This window comes from Palleronia aestuarii (assembly GCF_003253995.1).
Classification (GTDB): domain Bacteria; phylum Pseudomonadota; class Alphaproteobacteria; order Rhodobacterales; family Rhodobacteraceae; genus Palleronia; species Palleronia aestuarii.
Map to the genome: position 1 here is coordinate 372,295 of NZ_QKZL01000002.1, position 23,097 is coordinate 395,391.

General features: G+C 67.9%; 28 protein-coding genes. 18 read left to right on the forward strand and 10 right to left on the reverse strand.

Translation table 11 applies throughout. The annotated features are described in order from the left end of the window. Positions 1–81 precede the first annotated feature (81 nt). The 8 genes from LX81_RS03890 (at position 82) to LX81_RS03925 (ending at position 7,104) form a co-directional block, all read left to right on the forward strand. Complete coding sequence (locus LX81_RS03890) at positions 82–315, forward strand: DUF6732 family protein (RefSeq protein ID WP_111535964.1); 234 nt, start codon at positions 82–84, stop codon at positions 313–315. After that, the gene (locus LX81_RS03895) at positions 312–1,433 is read left to right on the forward strand and encodes a sirohydrochlorin chelatase (protein ID WP_111535965.1); all 1,122 of its coding nucleotides are present in this window, start codon (positions 312–314) and stop codon (positions 1,431–1,433) included. The genes LX81_RS03890 and LX81_RS03895 overlap by 4 nt, the downstream gene beginning before the upstream one ends. A gap of 67 nt (positions 1,434–1,500) precedes the next feature. After that, entirely contained in the window at positions 1,501–2,136 is a 636-nt protein-coding gene (locus LX81_RS03900; protein WP_111535966.1) for a precorrin-8X methylmutase, read from the forward strand. Continuing rightward, the gene (gene cbiE / locus LX81_RS03905; protein WP_111535967.1) at positions 2,133–3,338 is read left to right on the forward strand and encodes a precorrin-6y C5,15-methyltransferase (decarboxylating) subunit CbiE; all 1,206 of its coding nucleotides are present in this window, start codon (positions 2,133–2,135) and stop codon (positions 3,336–3,338) included. Before LX81_RS03900 ends, cbiE begins: the two co-directional genes overlap by 4 nt. Next, on the forward strand, positions 3,335–4,039 hold the full coding sequence (cobI, locus tag LX81_RS03910) for a precorrin-2 C(20)-methyltransferase (RefSeq protein ID WP_234822476.1): 705 nt from the start codon (positions 3,335–3,337) through the stop codon (positions 4,037–4,039). The genes cbiE and cobI overlap by 4 nt, the downstream gene beginning before the upstream one ends. After that, on the forward strand, positions 4,030–5,814 hold the full coding sequence (gene cobJ / locus LX81_RS03915; RefSeq protein WP_111535969.1) for a precorrin-3B C(17)-methyltransferase: 1,785 nt from the start codon (positions 4,030–4,032) through the stop codon (positions 5,812–5,814). Before cobI ends, cobJ begins: the two co-directional genes overlap by 10 nt. 70 nt (positions 5,815–5,884) lie before the next feature. Beyond that, the gene (gene cobM, locus LX81_RS03920; protein ID WP_111535970.1) at positions 5,885–6,652 is read left to right on the forward strand and encodes a precorrin-4 C(11)-methyltransferase; all 768 of its coding nucleotides are present in this window, start codon (positions 5,885–5,887) and stop codon (positions 6,650–6,652) included. 56 nt (positions 6,653–6,708) lie between these two features. Beyond that, positions 6,709–7,104 (forward strand): hypothetical protein, encoded by a 396-nt coding sequence (locus LX81_RS03925; RefSeq protein ID WP_111535971.1) that lies wholly within the window; start codon positions 6,709–6,711, stop codon positions 7,102–7,104. A gap of 18 nt (positions 7,105–7,122) precedes the next feature. Here LX81_RS03925 and LX81_RS03930 read toward each other — a convergent pair whose 3' ends face one another. The 3 genes from LX81_RS03930 to LX81_RS03940 all read right to left on the reverse strand — a co-directional run bounded on the left by LX81_RS03930 (position 7,123) and on the right by LX81_RS03940 (position 10,225). Continuing rightward, the gene (locus tag LX81_RS03930) at positions 7,123–8,352 is read right to left on the reverse strand and encodes a DEAD/DEAH box helicase (protein ID WP_111535972.1); all 1,230 of its coding nucleotides are present in this window, start codon (positions 8,350–8,352) and stop codon (positions 7,123–7,125) included. A gap of 227 nt (positions 8,353–8,579) precedes the next feature. Continuing rightward, on the reverse strand, positions 8,580–9,059 hold the full coding sequence (locus LX81_RS03935; protein WP_111535973.1) for a GNAT family N-acetyltransferase: 480 nt from the start codon (positions 9,057–9,059) through the stop codon (positions 8,580–8,582). After that, the gene (locus tag LX81_RS03940; protein ID WP_111535974.1) at positions 9,056–10,225 is read right to left on the reverse strand and encodes a MalY/PatB family protein; all 1,170 of its coding nucleotides are present in this window, start codon (positions 10,223–10,225) and stop codon (positions 9,056–9,058) included. The genes LX81_RS03935 and LX81_RS03940 overlap by 4 nt, the downstream gene beginning before the upstream one ends. Before the next feature lie 134 nt (positions 10,226–10,359). Here LX81_RS03940 and def (LX81_RS03945) point away from each other — a divergent pair, with 134 nt between their 5' ends. The 5 genes from def (LX81_RS03945) to fmt are packed head-to-tail and all read left to right on the forward strand — an operon-like array spanning position 10,360 to position 13,217. Continuing rightward, on the forward strand, positions 10,360–10,881 hold the full coding sequence (gene def, locus LX81_RS03945; RefSeq protein WP_111536037.1) for a peptide deformylase: 522 nt from the start codon (positions 10,360–10,362) through the stop codon (positions 10,879–10,881). Positions 10,882–10,886: 5 nt separating this feature from the next. Next, positions 10,887–11,339: a hypothetical protein gene (locus LX81_RS03950; protein WP_146259384.1), complete on the forward strand. Its 453-nt coding sequence runs from the start codon at positions 10,887–10,889 to the stop codon at positions 11,337–11,339. Beyond that, complete coding sequence (def, locus tag LX81_RS03955) at positions 11,336–11,824, forward strand: peptide deformylase (protein ID WP_111535976.1); 489 nt, start codon at positions 11,336–11,338, stop codon at positions 11,822–11,824. Before LX81_RS03950 ends, def (LX81_RS03955) begins: the two co-directional genes overlap by 4 nt. Continuing rightward, positions 11,814–12,314, forward strand: coding sequence for a peptide deformylase (gene def / locus LX81_RS03960; RefSeq protein ID WP_111535977.1), 501 nt, complete (start codon positions 11,814–11,816; stop codon positions 12,312–12,314). The genes def (LX81_RS03955) and def (LX81_RS03960) overlap by 11 nt, the downstream gene beginning before the upstream one ends. Positions 12,315–12,317: 3 nt before the next feature. Beyond that, entirely contained in the window at positions 12,318–13,217 is a 900-nt protein-coding gene (fmt, locus tag LX81_RS03965; protein WP_111535978.1) for a methionyl-tRNA formyltransferase, read from the forward strand. Positions 13,218–13,226: 9 nt separating this feature from the next. Here the strand turns inward: fmt and rnhA are convergent, their stop codons facing one another. The 5 genes from rnhA to LX81_RS03990 form a co-directional block, all read right to left on the reverse strand. Beyond that, positions 13,227–13,694, reverse strand: a complete 468-nt coding sequence (gene rnhA / locus LX81_RS03970) for a ribonuclease HI (protein WP_111535979.1) — start codon at positions 13,692–13,694, stop codon at positions 13,227–13,229. Further along, positions 13,687–14,295, reverse strand: coding sequence for a class I SAM-dependent methyltransferase (locus LX81_RS03975; RefSeq protein ID WP_111535980.1), 609 nt, complete (start codon positions 14,293–14,295; stop codon positions 13,687–13,689). Before LX81_RS03975 ends, rnhA begins: the two co-directional genes overlap by 8 nt. Positions 14,296–14,526: 231 nt before the next feature. Continuing rightward, the gene (locus LX81_RS03980; RefSeq protein WP_111535981.1) at positions 14,527–15,000 is read right to left on the reverse strand and encodes a DUF3429 domain-containing protein; all 474 of its coding nucleotides are present in this window, start codon (positions 14,998–15,000) and stop codon (positions 14,527–14,529) included. Next, a complete protein-coding gene (ispH, locus tag LX81_RS03985) occupies positions 14,997–15,959 on the reverse strand; it encodes a 4-hydroxy-3-methylbut-2-enyl diphosphate reductase (RefSeq protein ID WP_111535982.1) in 963 nt (320 codons plus the stop codon). Before ispH ends, LX81_RS03980 begins: the two co-directional genes overlap by 4 nt. A gap of 43 nt (positions 15,960–16,002) precedes the next feature. After that, positions 16,003–16,560, reverse strand: coding sequence for a LabA-like NYN domain-containing protein (locus LX81_RS03990; RefSeq protein ID WP_111535983.1), 558 nt, complete (start codon positions 16,558–16,560; stop codon positions 16,003–16,005). A 123-nt stretch (positions 16,561–16,683) separates the two neighbouring features. On the opposite strand from LX81_RS03990, the gene folK reads away from it, so the two are divergent. The 5 genes from folK (at position 16,684) to LX81_RS04015 (ending at position 21,287) form a co-directional block, all read left to right on the forward strand. Beyond that, positions 16,684–17,268 (forward strand): 2-amino-4-hydroxy-6-hydroxymethyldihydropteridine diphosphokinase, encoded by a 585-nt coding sequence (gene folK / locus LX81_RS03995; protein WP_373280263.1) that lies wholly within the window; start codon positions 16,684–16,686, stop codon positions 17,266–17,268. 102 nt (positions 17,269–17,370) lie between these two features. Then, positions 17,371–17,724 carry a DNA-directed RNA polymerase subunit omega gene (gene rpoZ, locus LX81_RS04000; protein WP_111535985.1) on the forward strand — a complete coding sequence of 118 codons (354 nt, stop codon included), beginning with the start codon at positions 17,371–17,373 and terminating at the stop codon, positions 17,722–17,724. A 23-nt stretch (positions 17,725–17,747) separates the two neighbouring features. Then, complete coding sequence (locus tag LX81_RS04005) at positions 17,748–19,868, forward strand: RelA/SpoT family protein (protein WP_111535986.1); 2,121 nt, start codon at positions 17,748–17,750, stop codon at positions 19,866–19,868. A gap of 19 nt (positions 19,869–19,887) precedes the next feature. Next, positions 19,888–20,547: a DUF2062 domain-containing protein gene (locus LX81_RS04010; protein WP_111535987.1), complete on the forward strand. Its 660-nt coding sequence runs from the start codon at positions 19,888–19,890 to the stop codon at positions 20,545–20,547. Continuing rightward, a complete protein-coding gene (locus tag LX81_RS04015; RefSeq protein ID WP_111535988.1) occupies positions 20,544–21,287 on the forward strand; it encodes a pyridoxine 5'-phosphate synthase in 744 nt (247 codons plus the stop codon). The genes LX81_RS04010 and LX81_RS04015 overlap by 4 nt, the downstream gene beginning before the upstream one ends. A gap of 335 nt (positions 21,288–21,622) precedes the next feature. Here LX81_RS04015 and LX81_RS04020 read toward each other — a convergent pair whose 3' ends face one another. After that, positions 21,623–22,690, reverse strand: coding sequence for an Mrp/NBP35 family ATP-binding protein (locus tag LX81_RS04020; protein WP_111535989.1), 1,068 nt, complete (start codon positions 22,688–22,690; stop codon positions 21,623–21,625). Next, the gene (locus tag LX81_RS04025; protein ID WP_111535990.1) at positions 22,687–22,923 is read right to left on the reverse strand and encodes a DUF6494 family protein; all 237 of its coding nucleotides are present in this window, start codon (positions 22,921–22,923) and stop codon (positions 22,687–22,689) included. Before LX81_RS04025 ends, LX81_RS04020 begins: the two co-directional genes overlap by 4 nt. Positions 22,924–23,097: the final 174 nt, after the last annotated feature.

The window sequence follows — 23,097 nt, forward strand, 5'->3', positions numbered from 1 at the left end:
CCCGTATCGGGGGGCCAGACGCGGTATCGTCAGGGCACGGTCCCGGCACGCCAGATGGCCCCGATACCGGAAGGTTCCGCCATGCCCCGTTTCTTGCTTCCCGTCGCTTTCGTGCTGCTGCCGGTCCCGGCCCTGGCGCATACCGGCCATCTGGGCGCGCTTTCGGGCCACGATCACTGGATCGCGGGGGCCGCGCTCGGGGTCGCCGCGGGGATCGCCATCTGGAAGGCCGCGAAGGGCCGGGCATCCCGCCCCGAGGATCAGGCGGTCCCCGAGGCCGCTGCGGAAGAAGACGCGGAAGGACGTCCGGCATGAAGACGGGCGTGATGATCTGCGGGCACGGGTCGCGCAGCCAGGCGGCGGTGGACGAGTTCGCCGTCCTTGCAAAGAAACTGCCGCCGCTCCTGCCCGCCGACTGGGAAGTCGATTACGGGTATCTCGAATTCGCCAACCCGGTGATCCGCGACGGGCTCGATAGGCTGCGCGACGCGGGCTGCGAACGGATCCTCGCTGTGCCGGGAATGCTCTTCGCCGCGATGCACGCGAAGAACGACATCCCGACGGTGCTGATGACCTATGCCGCCAAGCACGGGATCGAGGTGAGCTATGGCCGCGAGCTCGGCGTCGATCCGAAGATGATCGCGGCCGCCGGCGCGCGGGTGCGAGAGGCCATCGCGCGGGCCGATGCGGAGGAGGGGGAGGTGGCCCTCCACGAGACCTGCCTCGTCGTGATCGGACGCGGCGCCAGCGACCCGGATGCCAACGGCAACGTCGCCAAGGTCGCGCGGATGCTGCACGAGGGGATCGGCTTCGGCTGGCACGAGGTCGGTTTTTCCGGCGTGACCTTCCCGCTCGTCGAGCCCTGCCTCGAACATGTGGCGAAGCTCGGCTACCGCCGCGTGGTCGTGTTTCCCTATTTCCTCTTTACGGGCGTGCTGATCGACCGGATTTACGGTTTCACCGACCGGGTGGCCGCGGCCAATCCGGGGATCTCCTTCGTAAAGGCGGGCTATCTCGGCGATCACCCTGCCGTCCTCGAGACCTTTGCGGAGCGCGCGACGGAGCAGGTGGGGGAAGTGCCGCCGCCCAATTGCGCGATGTGCAAGTACCGCACGCAGGTCCTGGGCTTCGAGGCGGAGATGGGCGCGGTGCAGGAGAGCCACCATCATCACGTGGAAGGGCAGGGGGCGAGCGCGCCGGGCTCCAACGTGGCAGATTGCGCCCTCTGCGACACGTTCTGCACGGGTGAATGCCGGCTGGAGATGACCGGGCACGGGCATCATCACCATCACGACGCTCCCGGTCATGCCCACGGTCATGCCCACGGCCATGACCACGCGCACGATCACGATCACGATCACCACCACCACGCACCCTATCCGCATGCGGACCATCCGCACGGGCCGCTCTCGGCGCGGAAGGCGCGGAAATGAGAGGGAGCGGGCCGACCGTCCTCCCCGCCGCGGGCCCGCATTCCCGCGGCGCGGCCTGAGGACCGCCATGCGCCCCTACGAGAAGGACCCGGCCGCGATCTACGCACAGAGCTTCGCCACCGTGCAGGCGGAGGCGCGGCTCGAGCGGTTCTCGCCCGACATGGCGGTCCTCGCCACGCGGCTGATCCATGCCTGCGGCATGGTGGAGATCGCCGACCGTCTCGCGTTCTCGCCGCGCGCGGCCGAGGCCGGGCGCGCGGCGCTGTCGGCGGGGGCGCCGATCTTCTGCGATTGCGAGATGGTGGCCGCGGGGATCATCCGCCGCCGTCTGCCTGCGGAGAACGAGGTCGTCGTCACGCTCAACGATCCCGACGTACCCGCCCGGGCGCGGGAGATCGGCAATACCCGCTCCGCCGCGGCGGTGGAGTTCTGGGGCGAGCGGCTGGGCGGCGCGGTGGTCGCCGTGGGCAACGCGCCGACGGCGCTCTTCCATCTCCTCGAGCTTCTCGACGCGGGCGCGCCTCCGCCGGCGATCATCCTGGGCTTCCCGGTGGGCTTTGTCGGCGCGGCGGAGTCGAAGGCGGAGCTTGCCCGCGATCCGCGCGGCGCGGCCTTCGTGGCGCTGAAGGGGCGGCGCGGCGGGTCGGCGATGGCCGCGGCCGCGGTCAACGCGTTGGCCGCCGGGCTCGGGACCGACGCATGAGCGACGCGCCCTGGCTTCATGTCGTCGGGATCGGGGAGGACGGGATGGCGGGGCTTCGTCCCGCCACGCGCGCGGTGGTCGAGGCCGCGGAGGTGATCGTTGGCGGCGACCGCCACCACCGTCTCTCGGACGCGGTGCACGCGGAGCGGATCGCCTGGCCCTCCCCGTTCGACGCGCTGATCGCGCTTCTGCGCGCGCAGCGGGGGCGGCGGGTCGTCGTCCTCGCCACCGGCGACCCGCTCTGGTACTCCGTCGGCGCGCGGATCGGCCGGGCGATCCCGCCGTCGCAGATCGTCTTCCACCCGCAGCTCTCCGCCTTCCAGCTTGCCGCCGCCCGGATGGGCTGGAGTCTTCCGGACGTGGAGACGCTGACCGTGCACGGCCGTCCGGTGGAGCAAATGATCCCCTTCATCGTGCCCGGCGCGCGGCTCCTGATCCTGACCACGGGGGCGGAGACGCCCGCCCGCATCGCGGCGTTCCTCACCGAGCGGGGCTTCGGCGGCTCCGAGATGTCGGTGCTCGCCAACATGGACGGGCCGGCGGAGGCGCGCTTCGACGGCGTGGCGGAAAGCTGGGATCACGAGGTGCCGGCCTTCAACACGCTCGCCGTGGAATGCGTGGCCGCGGCGGATGCGGCGCTCCTTCCCCGCGTACCGGGGCTTGAGGACGGGCTCTTCCGTCACGACGGGAACATGACGAAGCGGGAGGTGCGAGCGGTCACGCTTGCCAAGCTCATGCCGATGCGCGACGCGCTTCTCTGGGATGTGGGCTGCGGCTGCGGATCGGTCGCGGTCGAATGGATGCGCGCGGCTCCCTCGGCGCGCGCGATCGGGATCGAGCCGCGCGCCGACCGCCGCGCGCTCGCGGCCGAGAACGCGCTCGCACTGGGCGCGCCCGGGCTCGACCTCGTGGAGGGGCAGGCGCCCGGGGCGCTCGACGGTCTGCCGCCGCCCGATGCAGTGTTTCTCGGCGGTGGCTTGTCGGAGGCGGTCTTCGACGCCGCCTGGTCCGCGCTTCGTCCCTTGGGCCGTCTCGTGGCCAATGCGGTGACGCTGGAGAGCGAGGCGGTGCTGACCACGCTTCACGCGCGCAGGGGCGGAGATCTCGCCCGGATCTCCATCGAGCGGGCGGAACCCGTGGGCGGCTATCACGGCTGGCGGCCGATGCGGCCCGTCACGCAATGGAGCCTCGTGAAGCGATGAGGACGGGCGTTCTCTGGGGCGTGGGCGTCGGGCCCGGCGATCCCGATCTCATCACCCGCGGTGCGGCGCGCGCGATCGCGGGGGCGCGCGTGGTGGCCTATCCCACGCTCGCGGGCGGCTCGAGCTTCGCACGCGCGATCGCCGCCGACCTGATTGCGGACGGTGCGCGCGAGATCGCCATCGACGTGCCGATGAGCCGCGAGCGCGCGCCGGCGCAGGCGGCCTACGACGACGGCGCGGCGCGGATCGCGGCGGCGCTCGACGAAGGGGAGGACGTCGTCTGCCTCTGCGAGGGCGATCCGTTCTTCTATGGCTCCTTCATGTATCTCCATGCGCGTCTGAAGGCGCGGTTCGAGATCCGCGTGATCCCCGGCGTCACCTCCGTCTCCGCCGCCTCGGCGCGCGTGGCCCGCCCGCTCGCGGCCCGCAACGAGCGGGTGACGATCCTGCCGGGCCCGCTCGACGAGGCGGAACTCGCGACGCGGATCGCGGAGGCCGAGGCCGTGGTGGTGATGAAGCTTGGCCGGCACATGGCCAAGGTCCGGGGCGTGATCGAACGGTTGCACCTGACGGAGCGGGCGATCTACGTGGAGCGCGCGACGCTCCCCGAGGAGCGGATCCACCCGCTCTCCGAGGCGCCGGAGGTGGCGCCCTATTTCTCCATGATCCTCATCGCGAAGGGAGGCGATCCATGGCTCTAGACCCGGTGGTCCTGGCGCTGTCGCGCTCCGGCGAGGCGGTGGCGCACCGTGTCGCGGCGGCCCTGGGCTGCGCCGTGCACGGGCGTACGGGACGGGTGGAGCGCGCCGACGCGATGTTCGACAACGCCCTCGACCATGCGCGCGATCTCTTCGCCGCGGGGGTGCCGGTCGTGGGCGTCTGCGCGAGCGGGATCCTGATCCGTGCGGTGGCGCCGCTCCTGTCGGACAAACGCGCGGAGCCGCCGGTGATCTCCGTGAGCGACGACGGCTCCGTCGTCGTGCCGCTCCTTGGCGGGCATCGCGGCGCCAACCGGCTCTCCGCGCGGATCGCCGAGGCGCTGGGCGGCCGGGCGGCGGTTACAACGGCGGGCGACGTGGCGCTGGGCGTCGCGCTCGACGAGCCGCCGGCGGGCTGGGTGCTGGAGACCCCCGAGGTCGCGAAGGACGTGATGGCCCGGCTCCTCTCCGGGGCGGGCGCGCGGGTGGAGGGCGACGCGCCCTGGCTCGAGACGTTGCCGCGCGGCGAGGGCGTGACGATCGCCTGCTCACCGGCTCCGGAGGCCACGGGCGATCTGGTCTTCCGGCCGCTCGTGGCATCGCTCGGCGTCGGCTGCTCCCGCGACTGCCCGGCGGACGAACTCGCGGCGCTGGTGGACGAGGTGCTGACTGCGGGGGGGATCGCGGCGGGCAGCGTTGCGGCGGTCCACAGCGTCGATCTGAAGGCCGACGAGGGCGCGATGCTGGCCCTCGCGCGACGGCTCGACCTTCCGTTCCGGCTTTTCACCCCCGCAGAGCTCGAGATGGAGACGCCGCGCTGCGCGACGCGGTCGGACGTGGTGATGGCCGAGATCGGCTGTCACGGCGTCGCGGAGAACGCGGCGCTCGCCGGTGCGGGGCCGGACGGGTGGCTCCTCGTGGAGAAGCGCAAGACGGCGCACGCGACGGCGGCCCTCGCCCTCGCCCCCGCGCCGATCGAGACGCTTGCGGGACGCGCCCGCGGGCGGCTCTCCATCGTCGGGATCGGGCCGGGGCAGGCGAGCTGGCGGACGCCCGAATGCTCCCGCCTCGTGGCCGAGGCGGAGGTGTTGGTGGGCTACGGGCTCTATATCGACCTTCTCGGACCGCTCGCGCACGGCAAGGCGCGGCACGACTTCCCGCTCGGCGGCGAGGAGGATCGCTGCCGCCACGCACTAGAGCTCGCGGGGGAGGGGCAGAACGTCGCGCTCGTCTGCTCCGGCGATGCGGGGATCTACGCGATGGGAGCGCTGGTCTACGAGCTTCTGGGCCGGGACGAGAAGGGCGTGTCGGAGGCGGCGCGGCGGGTCGAGGTCATCTCCGCACCCGGCATCTCCGCGCTGCAGGCGGCCGCCGCGCGGGCGGGCGCACCGCTGGGCCACGATTTCTGCGCGATCTCTCTCTCCGATCTGCTGACCCCGCGAGAGGACATCGTCTCGCGCCTCCACGCGGCTGCGGCCGGCGATTTCGTCATTGCCTTCTACAACCCCGTCTCGAAGCGGAGGCGCACGCTTCTGGCCGAGGCGCGGGACATCCTGCTCGCGCAGCGGGGGCCGGAGACGCCGGTCCTCCTCGCCGCATCGCTCGGGCGGCCGGAGGAGAATGTGGTCTTCCGCAGGCTCGCCGATCTGGAGGTGGACGAGGTCGACATGCTGACCGTGGTGATCGTGGGATCGTCGCAATCGCGCATGGTCGCGCGGGGCGAGGGGCCGCGGATGTACACACCGCGCGGTTACGCGCGCAAGGTCGGGCTGGCGTGATCGGGCGGAGCGGGCTCTGCCCGCACGACATCGTTTTCGCCCGGCTTCGCCGTCGGGAAGGGAGGGACGGATGAAGGTTTGGTTCATCGGGGCGGGTCCGGGGGATCCGGAACTCCTTACTCTGAAGGCGCAGCGGCTCATCCGCGCCTGCCCGGTCTGCCTCTATGCCGGATCGCTCGTGCCCGCGGCGGTGGTGGCCGAGGCGCCGGACGGGGCACGGGTGATGGACACGGCGTCCATGACGCTCGACGAGACCCATGCCGAGATCGTCGCGGCGCGGGATCGGGGCGATGACGTGGCGCGGGTCCATTCCGGCGACCCCTCGCTCTACGGCGCGATCGCGGAGCAGATCCGACGGCTTCGCGCGGAGGGGATCGACTACGAGATCGTGCCGGGCGTGCCGGCCTATGCCGCCGCCGCCGCCGCGCTGGGCCAAGAGCTGACCGTGCCGGAAGTGGCGCAGTCGATCGTGCTGACGCGGGTGGCGATGAAATCGACCGGCATGCCGCCGGGAGAGACGCTCGAGAACTTCGCGCGAACCGGCGCAACGCTCGCCATCCATCTCGGGATTCGGGCGTTGCGCGAGATCGAACGGGTGCTGATCCCGCATTACGGTGCCGATTGTCCCGTGATCGTGGCCTATCGCGCCTCCTGGCCGGATCAGATGATCCTGCGCGGCACGCTTTCCGATATCCGCGAGAAGGTGCGGGCGGCGAAGATCACGCGCACCGCGCTGATCCTCGTGGGGCCCGCGTTGCAGGCGGATCTCGACTTCCGGGAATCGGCTCTCTACGACCCGGCGATCCCGCATGTCCTCAGGCCGCGCGCCGCACGCTGATCGGTTCGACCGGCTCACCGAATTGCGACCGCCGCCAGCTTGACGGACGGGGGCGAATGCGCCTCCATGGGGACGAACTGCGGGAGGATGCGATGGCGGCCGATCTTACCGACGACGTGCGGATGGCCTGCATTGCGGTCGGACCCGGACGTGCGGACCCGTCGGTCACGCTGCGCTCCGGCGGCCGGGACTTCCCCGTGCTCAGGATGTGGCCCGACGGCTTTTCGGTCGATGCAGGGGATGCGGTCGCGCTCCGCGGCCGGGTCGAGGTATTTTCGGGCGCGGAGTTCATCGGCCGCGGCCTTGCCGTCGCGACGGAGGCGACGGCGGGCGAGCAACGCTTCACTTTCAAGGAATTTAGCCTTGCCCGCAGCCTTCCGCCGCGTGACTTCGTCGTGGACGACGACCTGCCGCCTCCGAATCCGACCGCGCGTTCGCGGCCGGTACTCTAGGCTTAAAGTGGCGCGCGTTCAGGCGGCCTTCTTGACGCGGCCCCCGGACCGCCGGCGCTGCGGCCGGCGCCGGGCCCCGGGCTTGCCCTTGCCGGGCTTCGCGCTCGACGGCGCAGCCTCCGCCCAGGGCGCGCCGGAGCCGACCTCGAGCTTCGATTTCAGCACCTTCTCGATGTCGCGCAGATAGGCCATCTCGTCGGGAGCGCAGAAGGCGAGCGCGCGGCCGGAGCGTCCGGCGCGCGCAGTACGGCCGATGCGGTGCACGTAGTTCTCCGCAACGTTCGGCAGGTCGTAATTGTAGACGAATTCGACCTCCGGGATGTCGATTCCGCGCGCGGCGACATCGGTCGCGACGAGCGTTTTGATGGCGCCTGACTTGAAGCCCTCGATGGCGCGGTCGCGCTGGCCCTGGCTCTTGTTGCCATGGATCGAGGCGGTGTCGAAGCCCGCCCGGTCGAGCTGCTTCATCAGCCGCTCCGCCCCGTGCTTCGTCCGTGCGAAGACGAGGGCGCGATCCGCCTTGTGGGAGGAGAGATGCTCGATCAGGAGCTCCTGCTTGCCCTCCTTGGCGACGAAATGGACCTCCTGCGCGACGTTGTCGGCGGCCTTGCCAGGGCGCGAGACCTCCACGCGGACCGGATCGGTGAGATAGCTTGCCGCGATCTCGGCCATGAGCTTCGGCATGGTGGCCGAGAAGAGCATCGTCTGCCGCTCGGGCGCGAGAAGGGGCGCGATCCGGCGCAGCGCGTGGATGAAGCCCATGTCGAGCATCTGGTCGGCCTCGTCGAGGACGAGGAAGCGGGTTTCGTCGAGCCTGACGGCGCGCCGCTCGATGAGGTCGATGAGGCGGCCCGGCGTGGCCACCAGCAAATCGACGCCGCGCTCGAGGCGGCCGATCTGGCGGTTGATCGAGACGCCGCCCACGACGATCGCGACCGACAGGTGCGAGCCGCCGACATAGGAGCGCAGGTTCTCCGCGATCTGGTTGGCGAGTTCACGCGTGGGGGCGAGGATCAGGCCGCGCGCGGTTTTCGGCGCGGGCTTCGTTCCCTCGGTGACGAGCGCGTGGATGAGGGGCAGGCCGAAGGCCGCGGTCTTGCCGGTGCCGGTCTGGGCGAGGCCCATGACGTCGCGGCCGTTCATCGCGTGCGGGATCGCCTGCGTCTGGATGGGTGTGGGATCGGTGATGCCCTGTTCCTTGAGGCGGGCCACGATCTTGGGCGCGAGGCCCAGCATGTCGAAATCCATGAAATGTCCTTGAATCGGATCGGCCGGCACGCATCGGGCGCGCCGGAACGGTGTCGGGGCGCACAATGCCTGACCGGGGGCCACATTGCCCGTCGGCCGTCAAGGCGCTGGCCTCCCCGCGTGATCTGGGAAACTTTCGCGCCGATCTCTCGGGGCCCTCAGGCCCATCTGCTCACGCGGCAGGGATCGACGTCTCTAGGGCCATATCGGGCTTCGCGGCCCGTGTGTCAAGCGACGACGGGGCGGCGGAACGTGACGCTCGTGGGCCGGGTGTAGCCCGGATGTGTCGTCTCCTCGAACCGCTCGAAGCCCATGGCGCGGAAGCGGTCGTGGTTCTCCGTAAGCTCGATCCGCGTCTGGAGCTCAATCATGTCGAGGCCGTGGTCGCGGGCGATCCTGTCGGCCCGGTCGAGAACGAGGCGCAGCATGCCGCGGCCGCGGCAATCCGGCGCGACCGCGATCTTGCTGAGATAGAGGATGGGTGGTCGTGGCGCACAGAAGGCGCAGACCACGGGCCGTCCGCCATCGCGCCCGAGAAGAAGGATCTCGGATCGGGCCTTCTGCGCGAGCGAGGTGGGCGTCAGGCGGTTCAGCGAGGAGGGCGGATCGATGCGGCCCTCCATGTAGGAGAAGGCCCCCGTAAGGAGCTTGTGGAGTCCCGTCCAATCATCGAAATCGGGCGGTGCGGGGGCGATCCGGACCGTCATTGCAGGTCTGCGAAGGCCCGCTGCATGCGCTCGACCGCCTCTTCCACGCGTGCGCGCTGGGTTGCGATGTTGAACCGCAGGAAGGTCTCGCCGCCCTTGCCGAACGTGGGGCCGTGATTGACGGCGATCTTCGCCTCCTGCTCGACACGGTGGGTGAATTCCGGTCGCTCCATGCCGGTGCCGGAGAAATCGACCCAGCTCAGATACGTGGCCTCGAGCGGCATCGAGCGCAGCCCCGGGATCGCGTTCACGCCCGCGTCGAAGACCGCCCGGTTCCCCTCGAGATAGGTCATGAGGTCGTCCACCCAGTCTGCGCCCTCGGGCGAGTAGGCAGCGGTCGCCATGTGGAGGCCGAAGGAATTGGGCGAAAGACCGAGCGCCGCCATCCGCGTCGCGAAGCGCTTGTGCAACTCGGGGTCGGAAATGACCACATTGCCGATATGGCTCCCGGCGATGTTGAACGTCTTGGTGGTGGCGGTCATCATCACCAGGCGGTCTTCTATCCCCTCGATATTGGCCATCGGGACATGCGTGCCGCCCGGGAAGACGAGGTCGTGGTGGATCTCGTCGGAGACCAGGATGAGATCGTGGCGCCGGGCGAAATCGGCGACCGCCTCGAGTTCCGCCCGCGTCCAGACGCGGCCGCCGGGATTGTGCGGGGAACAGAGCACGAGCATCTTTTCCGACCCGGTCATCTGCGCGTCCCACGCCTCCAGATCGAGCGCGTAGCGGCCGTCGACGACGGGCATCTCGCACTCGACCACCTGCCTGTCCGCGGCTTTTATGACGCGGGCGAAGGCGTGGTAGACCGGCGTGAAGAGCACGATCCCGTCGCCCGGCTCGGTGAAGGCGTCGACGCACATCGCGGTGCCGTTGACGAGGCCGTGGGTGGTGAAGATATGGGCGGGGTTGACGGTCCAGCCGTGGCGCGTCTCCATCCAGGAGACGATCGCCGACTTGTAGGCGCCGTCATCCCCGAAATAGCCGTAGATGCCGTGATCGGCCATGTCACGGACGGCGCGCTGCACGCAATCGGGCGCGGGGAAATCCATGTCGGCGACCCACATGGCGAGGCCATCCTCGGCCGGAACCTTGTAGATCGGCTCCATCATGTCCCATTTCACGCAATGGGTGCCGCGGCGATCGATGATCTCGTCAAAACTCATGGGGGACTCCTGTGGATTGCGCGGAAGAGTGTCAGAACGAGGATCGAGCTCAAGCGAAAAGCGGTACCCCGGATCGCGTGCCTGTCCGCTCCTCTCCCTTGCCCGAATTGACCTTCACGTTTATCTGGGCCCGCATGACCATCCGACCGATCCTCATCCATCCCGATCCGCGGTTGAAAACCGTCGCCGCACCGGTGGGCGAGATCACCGAGGAGATCCGCACGCTCGCCGAGGACATGCTGCAGACGATGTACGACGCGCCCGGGATCGGCCTCGCCGCGCCGCAGATCGGCCGCTCGATCCGCCTCCTCGTCATGGATTGCGTGAAGGAGGAGGGCGCCACGCCCCGGCCCCTGGTGCTCGTCGATCCCGAGATCACCTGGTCCTCCGAGGAAGCCGCGACCTACGAGGAGGGGTGCCTGTCGATCCCCGATCAATATGCGGACGTGACCCGCCCCGCGGAGGTGGAGGTTACCTGGACCGACCTCGAGGGCAAGCCGCAGACGGAACGGTTCACGGGCCTCTGGGCCACCTGCGTCCAGCACGAGATCGACCATCTCGATGGCAAGCTCTTCATCGATTATCTCAAGCCGCTGAAGCGTCAGATGATCACCCGCAAGATGGCGAAGCTGAAGCGGGAGCGGGCGCGGGCGTGAACCGGATGACGCAATCCCCCGGTCCCGTCTACGCGCCGCGATTGCGGCGGGTCCTCGCGCCCTGGCGGGTGGGTTCCTTGGGACTGCGAGTTCATTGGATCGACGCACGGGAAAACGAGACGCCACCCCGGCCGCTCCTCGACGCGGCGCGCGATCATGCCGCCTCCGTGCTGCCCGAGACCGTGGAAGAGGAGGGGGGTGCTGTGGGCGTGGGCTTCGTCGTACTCCATCGCGGGGAGGCGGGAACCTGGCTTCTCATGGATTGGTGGGCGCATGGCGACATCCTCTGCCAGCGCCTGTCGCGCTCCGATCCCGATGCGACCGATTTCGTGTCGATGGACGATCGCCCGCTCAGCGCCTGCGTCTGGGAGCTCGAGCCGATCGCGGAGGAGCGGGCCCGGTTCGTGGCGACGATGATGAACGGCGCGCCGGACGCGGCCGCGTATCTTGGCTCGTGAGCCGCCTCGAGATCCTCCGTTGGCCCGATCCGCGCCTGACGCAGGTCTGCGTTCCGGTAGGTCAGGTCACCGACGACGTGAGAGAGCTCGCGTCCGACATGCTCGAGACGATGTACGCGGCGCCGGGCCGCGGTCTCGCCGCGCCTCAGGTGGGCCGCTTGATCCGGCTCTTCGTGATGGACGCCGGCTGGAAGGAGGGGCGGCCGGAACCTCGGATCTGCGTCGATCCCGTGTTTCTGTCGGTCTCCGACGCGCAGGAAGAGGGAGAGGAGGGGTGCCTCTCGATCCCCGGCGTCACCGCGCGGATCGTCCGGCCGAACGCCGTCCGGATGGGCTGGACGGACGAGAATGGCGTCGCGCGGCAGGCCGATCTCGACGGAGCCGCCGCCCGGATCGCGCAGCACGAGATGGACCATCTCGACGGGATCGTAACCTTCGACCGGGTCGAGGATCGCGCGGCGCTCGAGGCGGCCTATGACGGCTAGAACCGTCCTTCCCTGGCCCGACCGGCGGCTTCGGACCGCAACCGCGCCGGTGGAGGCCGTCACCGACGAGATCCGGTCCATCTGGGACGACATGATCGATACGATGGAGGCGATGCCGGGAGTGGGGCTCGCCGGGCCGCAGATCGGGGTGATGCTGCGCCTTGCCGTCGTCGATGCGTCGGAGGCGCGCGGGCAGGCGATCCGCATGGCGAACCCGGAGATCCTGCACGCCAGCGTCGAGCCGCGGGTTCATGAGGAGGCATCCCCGAACCTGCCCGGCGTTTCCGCCCGCATCGAGCGTCCACGCGCCGTGACGGTGCGGTTCCTCGATGCGGAAGGGACACCGCAGGAGCGGGATTTCGTCCATCTCTGGGCCACGAGCGTGCAGCACCAGATCGACCACCTGAACGGCAAAATGTATTTCGACCGGCTGAGCCGGGTGAAGCGCGACATGCTCCTGCGCCGCGCGCGGCGCCTTTCGGAGGTCTGAGGGATGCGCGTGGTCTTCATGGGTACGCCCGACTTCTCCGTTCCGGCGCTCGATGCGCTTGCCTCGGCGGGGCACGAGGTCGCGGCCGTCTATACCCAGCCGCCGCGTCCGGCAGGCCGGGGCAAGCGCGACCGGCCCTCCCCCGTGCAGATCCGGGCGGAGGCGATGGGGATCCCCGTGCGCCATCCGGTTTCTCTGAAGGGCGCGGAGGAGCAGGAGGCCTTCGCCTCCCTCGGGGCGGAGATCGCCGTCGTCGTGGCCTATGGCCTCATCCTGCCGCGGGCGGTGCTCGACGCGCCCGATCACGGATGTCTCAACATCCACGCCTCGCTGCTGCCGCGCTGGCGCGGGGCCGCGCCCATCCACCGGGCGGTGATGGCGGGGGATGCGGAAACGGGCGTCTGCATCATGCGGATGGAGGCGGGGCTCGATACCGGTCCGGTGCTGTTGCGCGCGGAAGAGCCGATCGAGGCGGAGACGACGACCGGGGACCTGCATGACCGTCTCGCAGCCCTCGGCGCCCGGCTCGTCGTCTCCGCGCTCGACCGGCTGGGTCTCGTCCCGGAGATGGCGCAGCCGGAAACGGGCGCAACCTACGCCGCGAAGATCGACAAGGCGGAGGCGCGGATCGACTGGTCCCGCCCGGCCGAGGAGATCGACAGGCAAATCCGCGGCCTCTCCCCCTTTCCGGGCGCGTGGTGCGAGATCGCGGGCGAGCGGGTGAAGCTCCTGCGCTCCCGAATGGCGGAGGGGGCGGGTGAACCGGGGGCGGTCCTCGACGGGTTTCGCATCGCCTGTGGCACGGGCGCCGTCGAGATTACGGAAGTGCAGCGGTCGGGCAAGCGGCCCGCCGCGGCCAGGGACGCTCTTCTGGGCTTCCGGATGCCCGCGCGTCTCGACTGACCTCTCGGCTCAGGCCTTCTCGCGGCCCTGCTTGAACGGCGCCATGCCCTCGCGGGCGAGTTCGTCCGCGCGTTCGTTCTCCGGATGGCCGGCATGGCCCTTCACCCAGGACCACGTGACGTCGTGGCGGGACTGCGCCGCGTCGAGGCGTTTCCAGAGATCCTCGTTCTTCACCGGCTTCTTGGCGGAGGTCTTCCAGCCGTTCCGCTTCCAGCCGTGGATCCAGCTCTCAACCCCGTTCTTCACGTACTGGCTGTCGGTGACGATGGTGATGGCGCTGGCCCGGGCAAGGCTCTCGAGAGCGGTGATCGCAGCCAGGAGCTCCATGCGGTTGTTGGTCGTGAGCGCCTCGCCGCCCGAGAGGTCACGGCTCTTCACCACGCGCTCGCCCTCGCGGGCGACGAGGAGCGCGCCCCAGCCGCCAGGGCCGGGATTGCCGGAGCAGGCGCCGTCGGTATAGGCGAAGAGATCAGGCATCGGGCTTGCGCGACATATGGATGACGCACCTGTCGGTCTGCCCGGTGAAACCGGTATCGTGATACTCCGAGGCGAACATCTTCTCCAAACCTGTTTTTGAGGTGATCCTGTCGAGATCCGCGATTTCCCAATACGAGAAGAAGCGTCCCAGCGTGTCCCTGCCTTCGCCGCTACCGGCCTTGCTCGTCATGTAGAAGATGCCTCCGGGAACGAGGACCGAATGTGCCAGCGCGACCAGGCCCGAAATTGCGTCGCGGGGCGCATGACAGAGCGAGATATGGGACCAAATGCCGCGGAATCGCTCGCCCGGCTCGAGCGCCTCGAAGGGTTCGATACGGACGGTGATGCCGAGTTCCCGCGCCACGTCGGCCATTTCGCGGCTCGCATCGGTCGCTTCCACCCGTACGCCCAACCCTTCGAGTAGCGAGGCGGATTGGCCCATTCCGGCACCCCAGTCGAGCACGGCACCGGTCCCTTCGGGAAGCGCGCGGACGAAACGGTCCAGTTCCGGGCTGGGTCCGGCCCGCCTTATCGCGATCTTCTCGACGTAATCGTCGATCAGTGCAGCGTAGACATCGAGTGTCCGCTGATCGATCGTCATTCCTACCTCCCAAGTCTCTCGCTGCCGCCTTGTCGGGTAAGCGGTTCTCGTTGCTCATACCGTGCGTAAATGCGGTGCGTGAATCCAAATCGACCGTGGCGTATGAGCGCAATTCGTGGGTCAGTACAGGATCGCGGGCCTTTTCGCGAGAGCGGGATTTGACGAGGTGCACCGACCGGCGACGACCTCCCGGGAAATCTGAGACCGCGAGGACGGCAATCTGTCCGAGGGTCAGACGATAATCGGAAGGAGGCAGGCCACGACCACGACCGTGAGCAGGATACGCAACTGCATCCACCAGGCGGGTGCCAAACCCTGCCGCCAGAACATCCAGTCGAGGCCGAGGATGCCGACGAATCCCGCCGCGAGATATATCGCCGCCGAGACCGGTCCCCCGCCGACGAAGAAGAAGGCCCAGAGGGCGGGCAGCACGGAGAGGGCGTAGCCGCTCGCCGCGACCGCGCCCTCCGCCCGCGTGGCGAAGCCCCAAAGCGCACCGGACATGAAGGACAGGATGACCGTCCCGTAGGCGAGCTGGATATAGGGTCCGACGAAGCGCGGGCCGAGCAGATCGGCACCGGCGGCGCCCGCGGCCGGCACGAGGAGTGTCACGGCGCCCCAGACGAACGGGATCAGTCCGCCGAGCCCGAGCAGGAGCGCCGCACGCGGTATGGTGGTCGCCGCACCGGCGCGTCCGTCGGTCACGCCGGCACGCGCAGGACGCGCGGTACCTTGAACTCCACTGTTTCGCGCGCCGTCTCCACCGTCTCGACGGTGACCGAATAGCGGTCGTGGAACGCGTTCACAACTTCCTCGATCAGGATGTCGGGCGCAGACGCGCCGGCCGTGACGCCCACCGACCGGATGCCGTCGAGCGCGCGCCAGTCGATGTCGTCTGCACGCTGCACGAGCTGCGCATAGCTGCATCCGGCCTTCCGCCCGACTTCGACGAGGCGCTTCGAATTGGAGGAGTTCGGCGCGCCCACGACCAGAAGCGCCTCGACATGAGGGGCGATCGCCTTCACCGCTTCCTGGCGGTTCGTCGTGGCGTAGCAGATGTCTTCCTTGTGCGGCCCGACGATGCCCGGAAAGCGGGCCTTGAGGGCAGCCACGATGTCGACCGTGTCATCGACGCTCAGCGTCGTCTGGGTCACGAAGGCGAGCCGGTCGGGATCGCGCACCGCGATCCGTTCGACATCTGCCGTCTCTTCGACGAGGATCACTTCCCCCTCGGGGAGCTGGCCCATCGTGCCTTCCGTTTCCGGATGGCCGGAATGGCCGATCATGACGATCTGCAATCCGTTTTCGTGGTGACGTTCCGCCTCGATATGAACTTTGGAGACGAGCGGGCAGGTCGCGTCTACATAGACCATCTCGCGCGCCCTGGCCGCCGCCGGCACGGATTTGGGAACGCCGTGGGCGGAGAAGATCACCGGGCGGTCGTCCGGCGCCTCGTCGAGCGTCTCGACGAAGACGGCGCCCTTCTCGCGCAGACCGTCCACGACGTAGCGGTTATGCACGATCTCGTGACGAACGTAGACGGGCGCGCCCCATTTCTCGATCGCCATCTCGACGATCTTGATCGCCCGATCGACACCCGCGCAGAATCCGCGCGGTGCGGCGAGATAGAGTTTCAGGGAAGGGTTCCAGTCATCGCGTTCCATGCGGCAAACCTAGTGTCGGCAGGGCGTCGCGTAAACCCGAGGCTCAGTCGTTCACGGCGCGTGCATGATCGTCGCGAGGTGCCCGGCCGATCACGTCGCGAAGCTCGTCGAGCTCGATGAAGTTGTCGGCCTGACGGCGCAGCTCGTCCGCGATCATGGGGGGCTGGCTGCGGATCGTCGAGACGACGGAAACCCGGACGCCGGCACGTTGAAGCGCCTCCACCAGGGGGCGGAAATCGCCGTCTCCGGAGAACAGCACGATATGGTCCACCCGCGGTGCGAGCTCCATGGCGTCGACCGTAAGCTCGATGTCCATGTTGCCCTTCACCTTGCGACGCCCCTGGCTGTCGGTGAATTCCTTGGCCGGCTTCGTGACCATCGTGAAGCCATTGTAATGCAGCCAGTCGATCAGCGGCCGAATTGGCGAATATTCGTCGTTGTCGAGAAGCGCGGTGTAGTAGAAGGCCCGCAGAAGCTTGCCCCGGCGCAGGAATTCCTGCCGCAGGAGCTTGTAATCGATATCGAACCCGAGAGCCTTGGCAGCCGCGTAAAGATTGGCGCCGTCTATGAACAGGGCCAGCCGCTCGTCGCGATAAAACATGTCCCAAAATCCTTTTGTGCCGGCTCAATAAGCCCATTCGCAGATTGGCGGTGTCTCGTGGGGGTGCGAATGAACGTGGGGAATATAGGTAAGAACGGCCGACGCAATAGGGGGGAAGGGGTAGTGACGCTGCGAAACGCGATCATTTGTCTGGGATCCAATTTGCCGGAAGACAACGAGATATTGCGGTGCGCCACGCTGGACCGCGCTCTCACCCTTCTTTCGGGGTCCGATCTGCAACTGGTCGCGCGGAGCCGGTACTTCCGGACGCCCGCCTTTCCCCTCGGGTCGGGTCCCGATTTCGCCAACGCCGCCGCCGTGTTTCGCAGCGCGCTCGATCCGGAAAGCCTCCTCGAGCGATGCCACTCGGTCGAGGAACGGCTCGGGCGGGTCAGGCAGGAACGATGGGGCGCCCGGCGGATCGACATCGATCTCGTCGCGGTCGACGGGATCGTGCTGCCCGACATAGCGGTCCAACGCAACTGGATGACCCTCTCACCACGGGACCAGATGCACCACGCCCCGCAAGAGTTGATCCTGCCGCATCCACGTCTGCAGGATCGCGGTTTCGTGCTCGCGCCGCTTTGCGACGTCGCGCCAGATTGGGTGCATCCGGTGACGCAGAGAAGCGCACGGCAGATGCACGATGCACTGGATGCCGCGGCTTTCGCCGGGATCGAACCGATCACGGAGCGCGGATCAAGATGAAACGCGCTTGTCAATGCCAATCAACTGCCCTAAGACGCCACTTCCCGTGACATCTCGGAGCCGGCCCCTCCCGGTCCGAGTTCCCAGACCCGGAGGTTGTCCATGGCCCGCGTGACAGTCGAAGATTGCGTCGACAAGGTTCCCAATCGGTTCGAGCTCGTCATGCTCGCCGCGCATCGCGCCCGCGAGATCACCGCAGGATCGACGCCGACCGTGGACCGGGACAACGACAAGAACCCGGTCGTCAGCCTGCGCGAGATCGCTGAAGAAACGCAGCAGGCCGACGATCTGCGCGAGCGGATGATCGAATCGCATCAGACCCAGATCGAGGTCGACGAGCCCGAAGAGGATACGATGTCCCTTCTGATGGGCGCGGAGCAGGACAAGCCCGCCGAGGACGACATGTCCGAAGAGAAGCTCCTGCGCGCCCTGATGGAAGCCCAGGGCCAGCCCTAAGTTTGGACGGGATCAGGGGTGGCATGGATGATATCTGCGGCCTGATCGCCCGGGTTCGATCCTACCACCCGACGACCGATACCGACCTGATCCGCCGCGCCTACGCGTTCGGCAAGGAGATGCACGAGGGGCAGTTCCGCCATTCCGGCGAGCCCTATATCACTCACCCCCTCGCCGTCGCGATGATCCTGTCGGAACAGCGGCTCGACGATTCGACGATCGTCACGGCGCTCCTCCACGACACGGTCGAGGACACCCGCGCTTCGCATGACGATCTCGCCAGACGGTTCGGCAAGGAGATCGCCGACCTCGTCGATGGCGTGACCAAGCTCACCAAGCTTCAGCTGAATTCCCGCGAGACGAAGCAGGCGGAGAACTTCCGCAAGCTCTTCATGGCGATGAGCCGGGATCTCCGTGTCATCCTGGTGAAGCTCGCCGATCGCCTGCACAACATGCGGACGATCAAGTCGATGAACCCCGAAGGCCAGTTGCGCAAGTCGCGCGAGACGATGGACATTTACGCCCCGCTCGCCGGCCGGATGGGCATGCAGTGGATGCGCGAGGAACTTGAGGATCTGGCGTTCGGCGTCCTGAACCCCGAGGGGCGACAATCGATCATCCGCCGCTTCATCACGCTGCAGCGCGAGGCCGGTGACGTGATCGACAAGATCACCAGCGACATCCGGGTGGAGATGGACCGGGTGGGCATCCGCGGCGAGGTGCTGGGGCGGGCCAAGCGTCCGTTCTCGATTTGGCGCAAGATGGAGGAGAAGCGGATCGGCTTCTCGCGGCTCTCCGACATCTACGGGTTTCGCGTGATCGTCGCGACGGAAGCGCAATGCTACGCCGTGCTGGGCGCGATCCACCAACGCTGGCGCGCGGTGCCCGGGCGGTTCAAGGATTACATCAGCCAGCCGAAGTCGAACGGCTATCGCTCGATCCATACGACCGTGTCGGGACGTGACGGCAAGAGGGTCGAGGTGCAGATCCGCACACGGCAGATGCACGAGGTTGCCGAGACCGGCGTGGCGGCACATTGGTCCTATCGCGACGGCGAACGCGTGGAGAACCCGTTCGCCGTCGATCCCGCCGGCTGGATCTCGTCGTTGACGGAGCAGTTCGACGTCGGCGCGGATCACGACGAGTTCCTCGAGGCGGTAAAGCTCGAGATGTACTCGGACCAGGTGTTCTGCTTCACGCCGAAGGGGGAGGTGGTGAAGTTGCCGAAGGGCGCGACGCCGCTTGACTTCGCCTATGCGATCCATACCCGGATCGGCGATTCCTGCGTCGGCGCTAAGGTCGATGGCGTGCGCGTGCCGCTCTGGACGCGGTTGAGGAACGGGCAGAGCTGCGAGATCCTCGCCGCCGAAGGCCAGCGGCCGCAATCGACCTGGATGGACATCGCGGTGACGGGACGTGCCAAATCGGCCATCCGCCGGTCGCTCCGCGAGGAGGATCGCGCCCGGTTCATCCGCCTCGGCCGAGAACTTGCCCGCGTCGCCTTCGACGGCGTGGAGAAACGGATGACCAGCAAGGCGCTGTCCATGGCGGCGAAGGAGCTGCACCTGCCCAACGGCGACGAGCTTCTCGCCCGGCTCGGCTCGGCGGAGCTGGAGACGCGGCGCGTCATCGAGGTGCTCTATCCGGATCTATCCGACCGTCGCGGCGACGAGATCGATGCGCATGCGGCGATCGTGGGGCTCGAACCCGACCAGACGTTCCAGCGCGCCGATTGCTGCCAGCCCCTGCCGGGCGAGCGGATCGTCGGCATCACCTACCGCGGACAGGGTGTGCGGATCCACGCGATCGACTGTCCCACGCTGGTCGAGCTCGATGACGAGCCGGAGCGCTGGATCGACCTCCAGTGGCATTCCGGCAACCATCCGGCCGTGCATACCACGACGTTCGACATGACGATCCTGAACGATGCCGGGGTATTGGGGCGGATCTGCTCGCTGATTGGCGCCCAGAAGGCCAATATCTCGGACCTGAAGTTCCTCGACCGCAAACAGGATTTTTACCGCCTGGTGATGGATGTTGACCTGCGCAGCATCGAGCATATGCATGCGGTGAAACTGGCATTGGAATCGGATTCGGACGTCGCGACGATCTATCGGGTGCGCGATCCCGAAAGGCGGCCATGACGGAAAGGGTCGAGACGACGTGTTCAAGCGCCGCACGCCACGCAGCACCCTCGCGGCTCTAGGCCGATGGTTCTGGCCGCGCGGCGGCTGGCTCCGGGCGATCCTCTACATGGCCTATCGGCTCCGGCGTCTGCCCGATCCGGCCTACAAGATCAGCCGCGGGATCGCGGCCGGGGTCTTCGTCTGCTTCACGCCGTTCTTCGGGCTGCATTTCGGGATCGCGGCGGGCCTCGCCTGGCTCATGGGCGGCAACATCGTCGCCTCGCTTCTCGCGACCTTCTTCGGCAATCCACTCACCTTCCCGCTCATCGCCGGTCTTTCCGTAGAGCTCGGGACCCGGATGCTGGGACTGGATCGCCCGATGCCGCTCCACCAGACCTTCGATGCGTTCAGCCAGGTTTCCGTCGAGTTGTGGTGGAACCTCCGGGCACTCCTCACGCCGGAGGTCGTCCATTGGGAGCGGATGGACGAATTCTTCGGCCGGGTGTTCATGCCGTATCTCGTGGGCGGTCTCGTCCCCGGAGTAATCGCGGGCGTCGTCGCCTACATGATTTCCCGGCCACTCATTTCCGCCTATCAGAAGGCGCGGATCAGCCGGATGAAAAAGCGTTTCGTGAGGCGGCGCATGGCGGCGCAGAGATCGACGGCGCAGCGGATCGACGAGGGAAATCTGTCATGAAGAAACTGAGGCTTGGCGTGAACATCGACCATGTCGCCACCGTCAGGAACGCGCGCGGGGGATCGCAGCCCGATCCGATCCGTGCCGCCAGGCTTGCCGAGGACGCCGGGGCCGACGGGATCACGGCGCATCTGAGGGAGGATCGGCGCCACATCTCCGATGCCGATATCGAGGCGCTGATGGAGGCGCTGAGCCTGCCGCTCAACCTCGAGATGGCGGCGACGGAGGAAATGCAGCGCATCGCACTGCGCCACCGCCCCCATGCGGTCTGCCTCGTTCCCGAGCGGAGGGAGGAGCGGACGACGGAAGGCGGTCTCGAGGTCGCGCGAGACGAGAACCGTCTGGCGCATTTCATCGCACCGCTCGCCGAGGCGGGCTGCCGCGTCTCGATCTTCATCGCCGCCGATCGCTCGCAGATCGAGGCCGCGCGGAGGATCGGGGCCGCCGTGGTCGAACTCCACACCGGTGCCTTTTGCGATGCCGCCGCCGAGGGACGCGAAGCGGACGCGACGGCTGAGCTCGAACGACTTACCGAGATGGCGGCCTTCGCCGACGAGATCGGGCTCGAGGTGCATGCCGGTCATGGATTGACCTATGCCTCGGTGCCGCCGATCGCCGCGCTGCCGCAGGTCGCGGAGCTGAATATCGGTCATTTCCTTATCGGGGAGGCGATCTTTCTTGGCCTCGACCCCGCAATCAAGGAGATGCGACGGATCATCGACGGAGCCCGCGCCGCCTGAGACGGACATCGCCACTTCCGTACCGCGAGCATCCAGCGACTTATCCACACTTGTCCACAAGTCCGGCGGGAGAAAAATCCACGCGGCCTGTCAGAAGGTCCCGGCTAGTCCGATAACCACCTTCTGTCGTGTTAACGAGACTGTCGGGCCCCGGATTCGCTAGTATTGACGACGATTCAGATACGTGGCTCGGAAAGGTGCATCGTTCGTCGAGAGCTGTCTTCGGGGCCTCTGCAAACGAATACGGCGCCCGGCCTAGACGCTTCCGGACCGGGAGTCCGCTCCTTCATCCACCAACTTATCCACAGCCTGTCACTTGGCAATCGATGTACGGATCAGGCCTGTCCGGCCTCGATCAGCCGTCTCGAAAGGTCACGGTAGGATCGCGCCTGCGCGCCCTCGGGGTCCGCCGCGACGATCGGTCGACCGGCATCCGAGGCGGTACGGATGTCGAGATGAAGGGGTATCTCCGCGAGGAGGGGCACGCCCAGCGTCTCGCATTCGCGCGCGACGCCGCCATGGCCGAAGACATGCTCCTCGTGGCCGCAATTGGAGCAGATATGGGTGCTCATGTTCTCGACCATGCCATAGATCGGGGTCTTCAGCTGCTTGAACATGTCGATGCTCTTCCTCGCATCGAGGAGCGCCACGTCTTGCGGGGTGGAGACGATGATCGCACCGTCGAGCCGGGCCTTCTGCGCCAGCGTCATCGACACGTCGCCCGTGCCGGGCGGTAGATCGACGAGCAGGATGTCGAGTTCGCCCCAACGGACCTGCATCAGCATCTGCTGCAGCGCCCCCATCAACATCGGCCCACGCCAGATGACCGCCTGCCCCTCGTTCACCATGAGACCGATCGACATCATGGTTACGTCAAAGCTGCGCATGGGCAGGATCGTCTTGCCGTCGGGCGAGGCGGGACGGCCGGTCACGCCCAGCATTCGGGGTTGCGAGGGACCGTAGACATCGGCATCGAGCAGGCCCACGCGGCGTCCCTCCGCGGCGAGTGCGCAGGCGAGGTTCGACGACAGAGTGGACTTGCCGACCCCGCCCTTGCCGCTGGCGATTGCGACGAGCCGATCGACGCCGGGAATGGGCTCGGGCCCCGACGGCGCGGCGCGGCGCGCGGGCTTCAGGTCGGGCGGCGCCTGGGGTTTCTGATGCGCGGTCAGAACGGCGGAGACGGTTTCCACACCGGGCCGGGCACCCACGATCGCCTCGGCCTCCGAGCGGACGGGTTCGTAGGATCGAGCGGCCTCGGGCGCGATCTCCATGACGAAGCGCACGGCCGCGCCGTCGATCGTGAGCGCCCGGACGATGCCGGCCGAAACGATGTCCTGACCCGTCGCCGGGTCCTTCAGCGTCCGGAGATCGGCAAGGATGTCCTCGCGGGTGATGCTCATGACGGCTGAACTTGCGCGATGTCGGGATCGGGATCGGGTTCCGACCCGCGCCCGGTGATACGACCGGTGACGACGTGTTCGAGTTCGAGGCCGTCGATCGTCAGAACCACCTTCGCGTCGAAGCTGCGGCCCGCCGTGTCGGCGTCGCGCATCGCGTCCTCGATCGCCTGCTGGGACGTGACGCCCACCTCCTTGAGGAACGTCCGCATGGACATGTTGAAGTCGTCGCTCATTGTCTCTCTCCCCTCGGAAGTCGGTGGTGCAGGTAGGCCGGTCACCACCTCGATGCAAGGCGCGTTCGGATGGCGACGCCCGTGCCCCCGGCTGCCCCGTCACGCCCCGCGTCCCGCATCGTGCGGCGCGGTTGATCTCGGCGCGCGGAAGACGTATCAGGCGCGATGTCGTCA

What these genes read in the sequence shown, in the direction of transcription:
- LX81_RS03890 (WP_111535964.1), top strand. Translation starts at nt 82, where the DNA reads ATGCCCCGTTTCTTGCTTCCCGTCGCTTTCGTGCTGCTGCCGGTCCCG.
- LX81_RS03895 (WP_111535965.1), top strand. Translation starts at nt 312, where the DNA reads ATGAAGACGGGCGTGATGATCTGCGGGCACGGGTCGCGCAGCCAGGCG.
- LX81_RS03900 (WP_111535966.1), top strand. Translation starts at nt 1,501, where the DNA reads ATGCGCCCCTACGAGAAGGACCCGGCCGCGATCTACGCACAGAGCTTC.
- cbiE (WP_111535967.1), top strand. Translation starts at nt 2,133, where the DNA reads ATGAGCGACGCGCCCTGGCTTCATGTCGTCGGGATCGGGGAGGACGGG.
- cobI (WP_234822476.1), top strand. Translation starts at nt 3,335, where the DNA reads ATGAGGACGGGCGTTCTCTGGGGCGTGGGCGTCGGGCCCGGCGATCCC.
- cobJ (WP_111535969.1), top strand. Translation starts at nt 4,030, where the DNA reads ATGGCTCTAGACCCGGTGGTCCTGGCGCTGTCGCGCTCCGGCGAGGCG.
- cobM (WP_111535970.1), top strand. Translation starts at nt 5,885, where the DNA reads ATGAAGGTTTGGTTCATCGGGGCGGGTCCGGGGGATCCGGAACTCCTT.
- LX81_RS03925 (WP_111535971.1), top strand. Translation starts at nt 6,709, where the DNA reads ATGCGCCTCCATGGGGACGAACTGCGGGAGGATGCGATGGCGGCCGAT.
- LX81_RS03930 (WP_111535972.1), bottom strand. Translation starts at nt 8,352, where the DNA reads ATGGATTTCGACATGCTGGGCCTCGCGCCCAAGATCGTGGCCCGCCTC.
- LX81_RS03935 (WP_111535973.1), bottom strand. Translation starts at nt 9,059, where the DNA reads ATGACGGTCCGGATCGCCCCCGCACCGCCCGATTTCGATGATTGGACG.
- LX81_RS03940 (WP_111535974.1), bottom strand. Translation starts at nt 10,225, where the DNA reads ATGAGTTTTGACGAGATCATCGATCGCCGCGGCACCCATTGCGTGAAA.
- def (WP_111536037.1), top strand. Translation starts at nt 10,360, where the DNA reads ATGACCATCCGACCGATCCTCATCCATCCCGATCCGCGGTTGAAAACC.
- LX81_RS03950 (WP_146259384.1), top strand. Translation starts at nt 10,887, where the DNA reads ATGACGCAATCCCCCGGTCCCGTCTACGCGCCGCGATTGCGGCGGGTC.
- def (WP_111535977.1), top strand. Translation starts at nt 11,814, where the DNA reads ATGACGGCTAGAACCGTCCTTCCCTGGCCCGACCGGCGGCTTCGGACC.
- fmt (WP_111535978.1), top strand. Translation starts at nt 12,318, where the DNA reads ATGCGCGTGGTCTTCATGGGTACGCCCGACTTCTCCGTTCCGGCGCTC.
- rnhA (WP_111535979.1), bottom strand. Translation starts at nt 13,694, where the DNA reads ATGCCTGATCTCTTCGCCTATACCGACGGCGCCTGCTCCGGCAATCCC.
- LX81_RS03975 (WP_111535980.1), bottom strand. Translation starts at nt 14,295, where the DNA reads ATGACGATCGATCAGCGGACACTCGATGTCTACGCTGCACTGATCGAC.
- ispH (WP_111535982.1), bottom strand. Translation starts at nt 15,959, where the DNA reads ATGGAACGCGATGACTGGAACCCTTCCCTGAAACTCTATCTCGCCGCA.
- LX81_RS03990 (WP_111535983.1), bottom strand. Translation starts at nt 16,560, where the DNA reads ATGTTTTATCGCGACGAGCGGCTGGCCCTGTTCATAGACGGCGCCAAT.
- rpoZ (WP_111535985.1), top strand. Translation starts at nt 17,371, where the DNA reads ATGGCCCGCGTGACAGTCGAAGATTGCGTCGACAAGGTTCCCAATCGG.
- LX81_RS04005 (WP_111535986.1), top strand. Translation starts at nt 17,748, where the DNA reads ATGGATGATATCTGCGGCCTGATCGCCCGGGTTCGATCCTACCACCCG.
- LX81_RS04015 (WP_111535988.1), top strand. Translation starts at nt 20,544, where the DNA reads ATGAAGAAACTGAGGCTTGGCGTGAACATCGACCATGTCGCCACCGTC.
- LX81_RS04020 (WP_111535989.1), bottom strand. Translation starts at nt 22,690, where the DNA reads ATGAGCATCACCCGCGAGGACATCCTTGCCGATCTCCGGACGCTGAAG.
- LX81_RS04025 (WP_111535990.1), bottom strand. Translation starts at nt 22,923, where the DNA reads ATGAGCGACGACTTCAACATGTCCATGCGGACGTTCCTCAAGGAGGTG.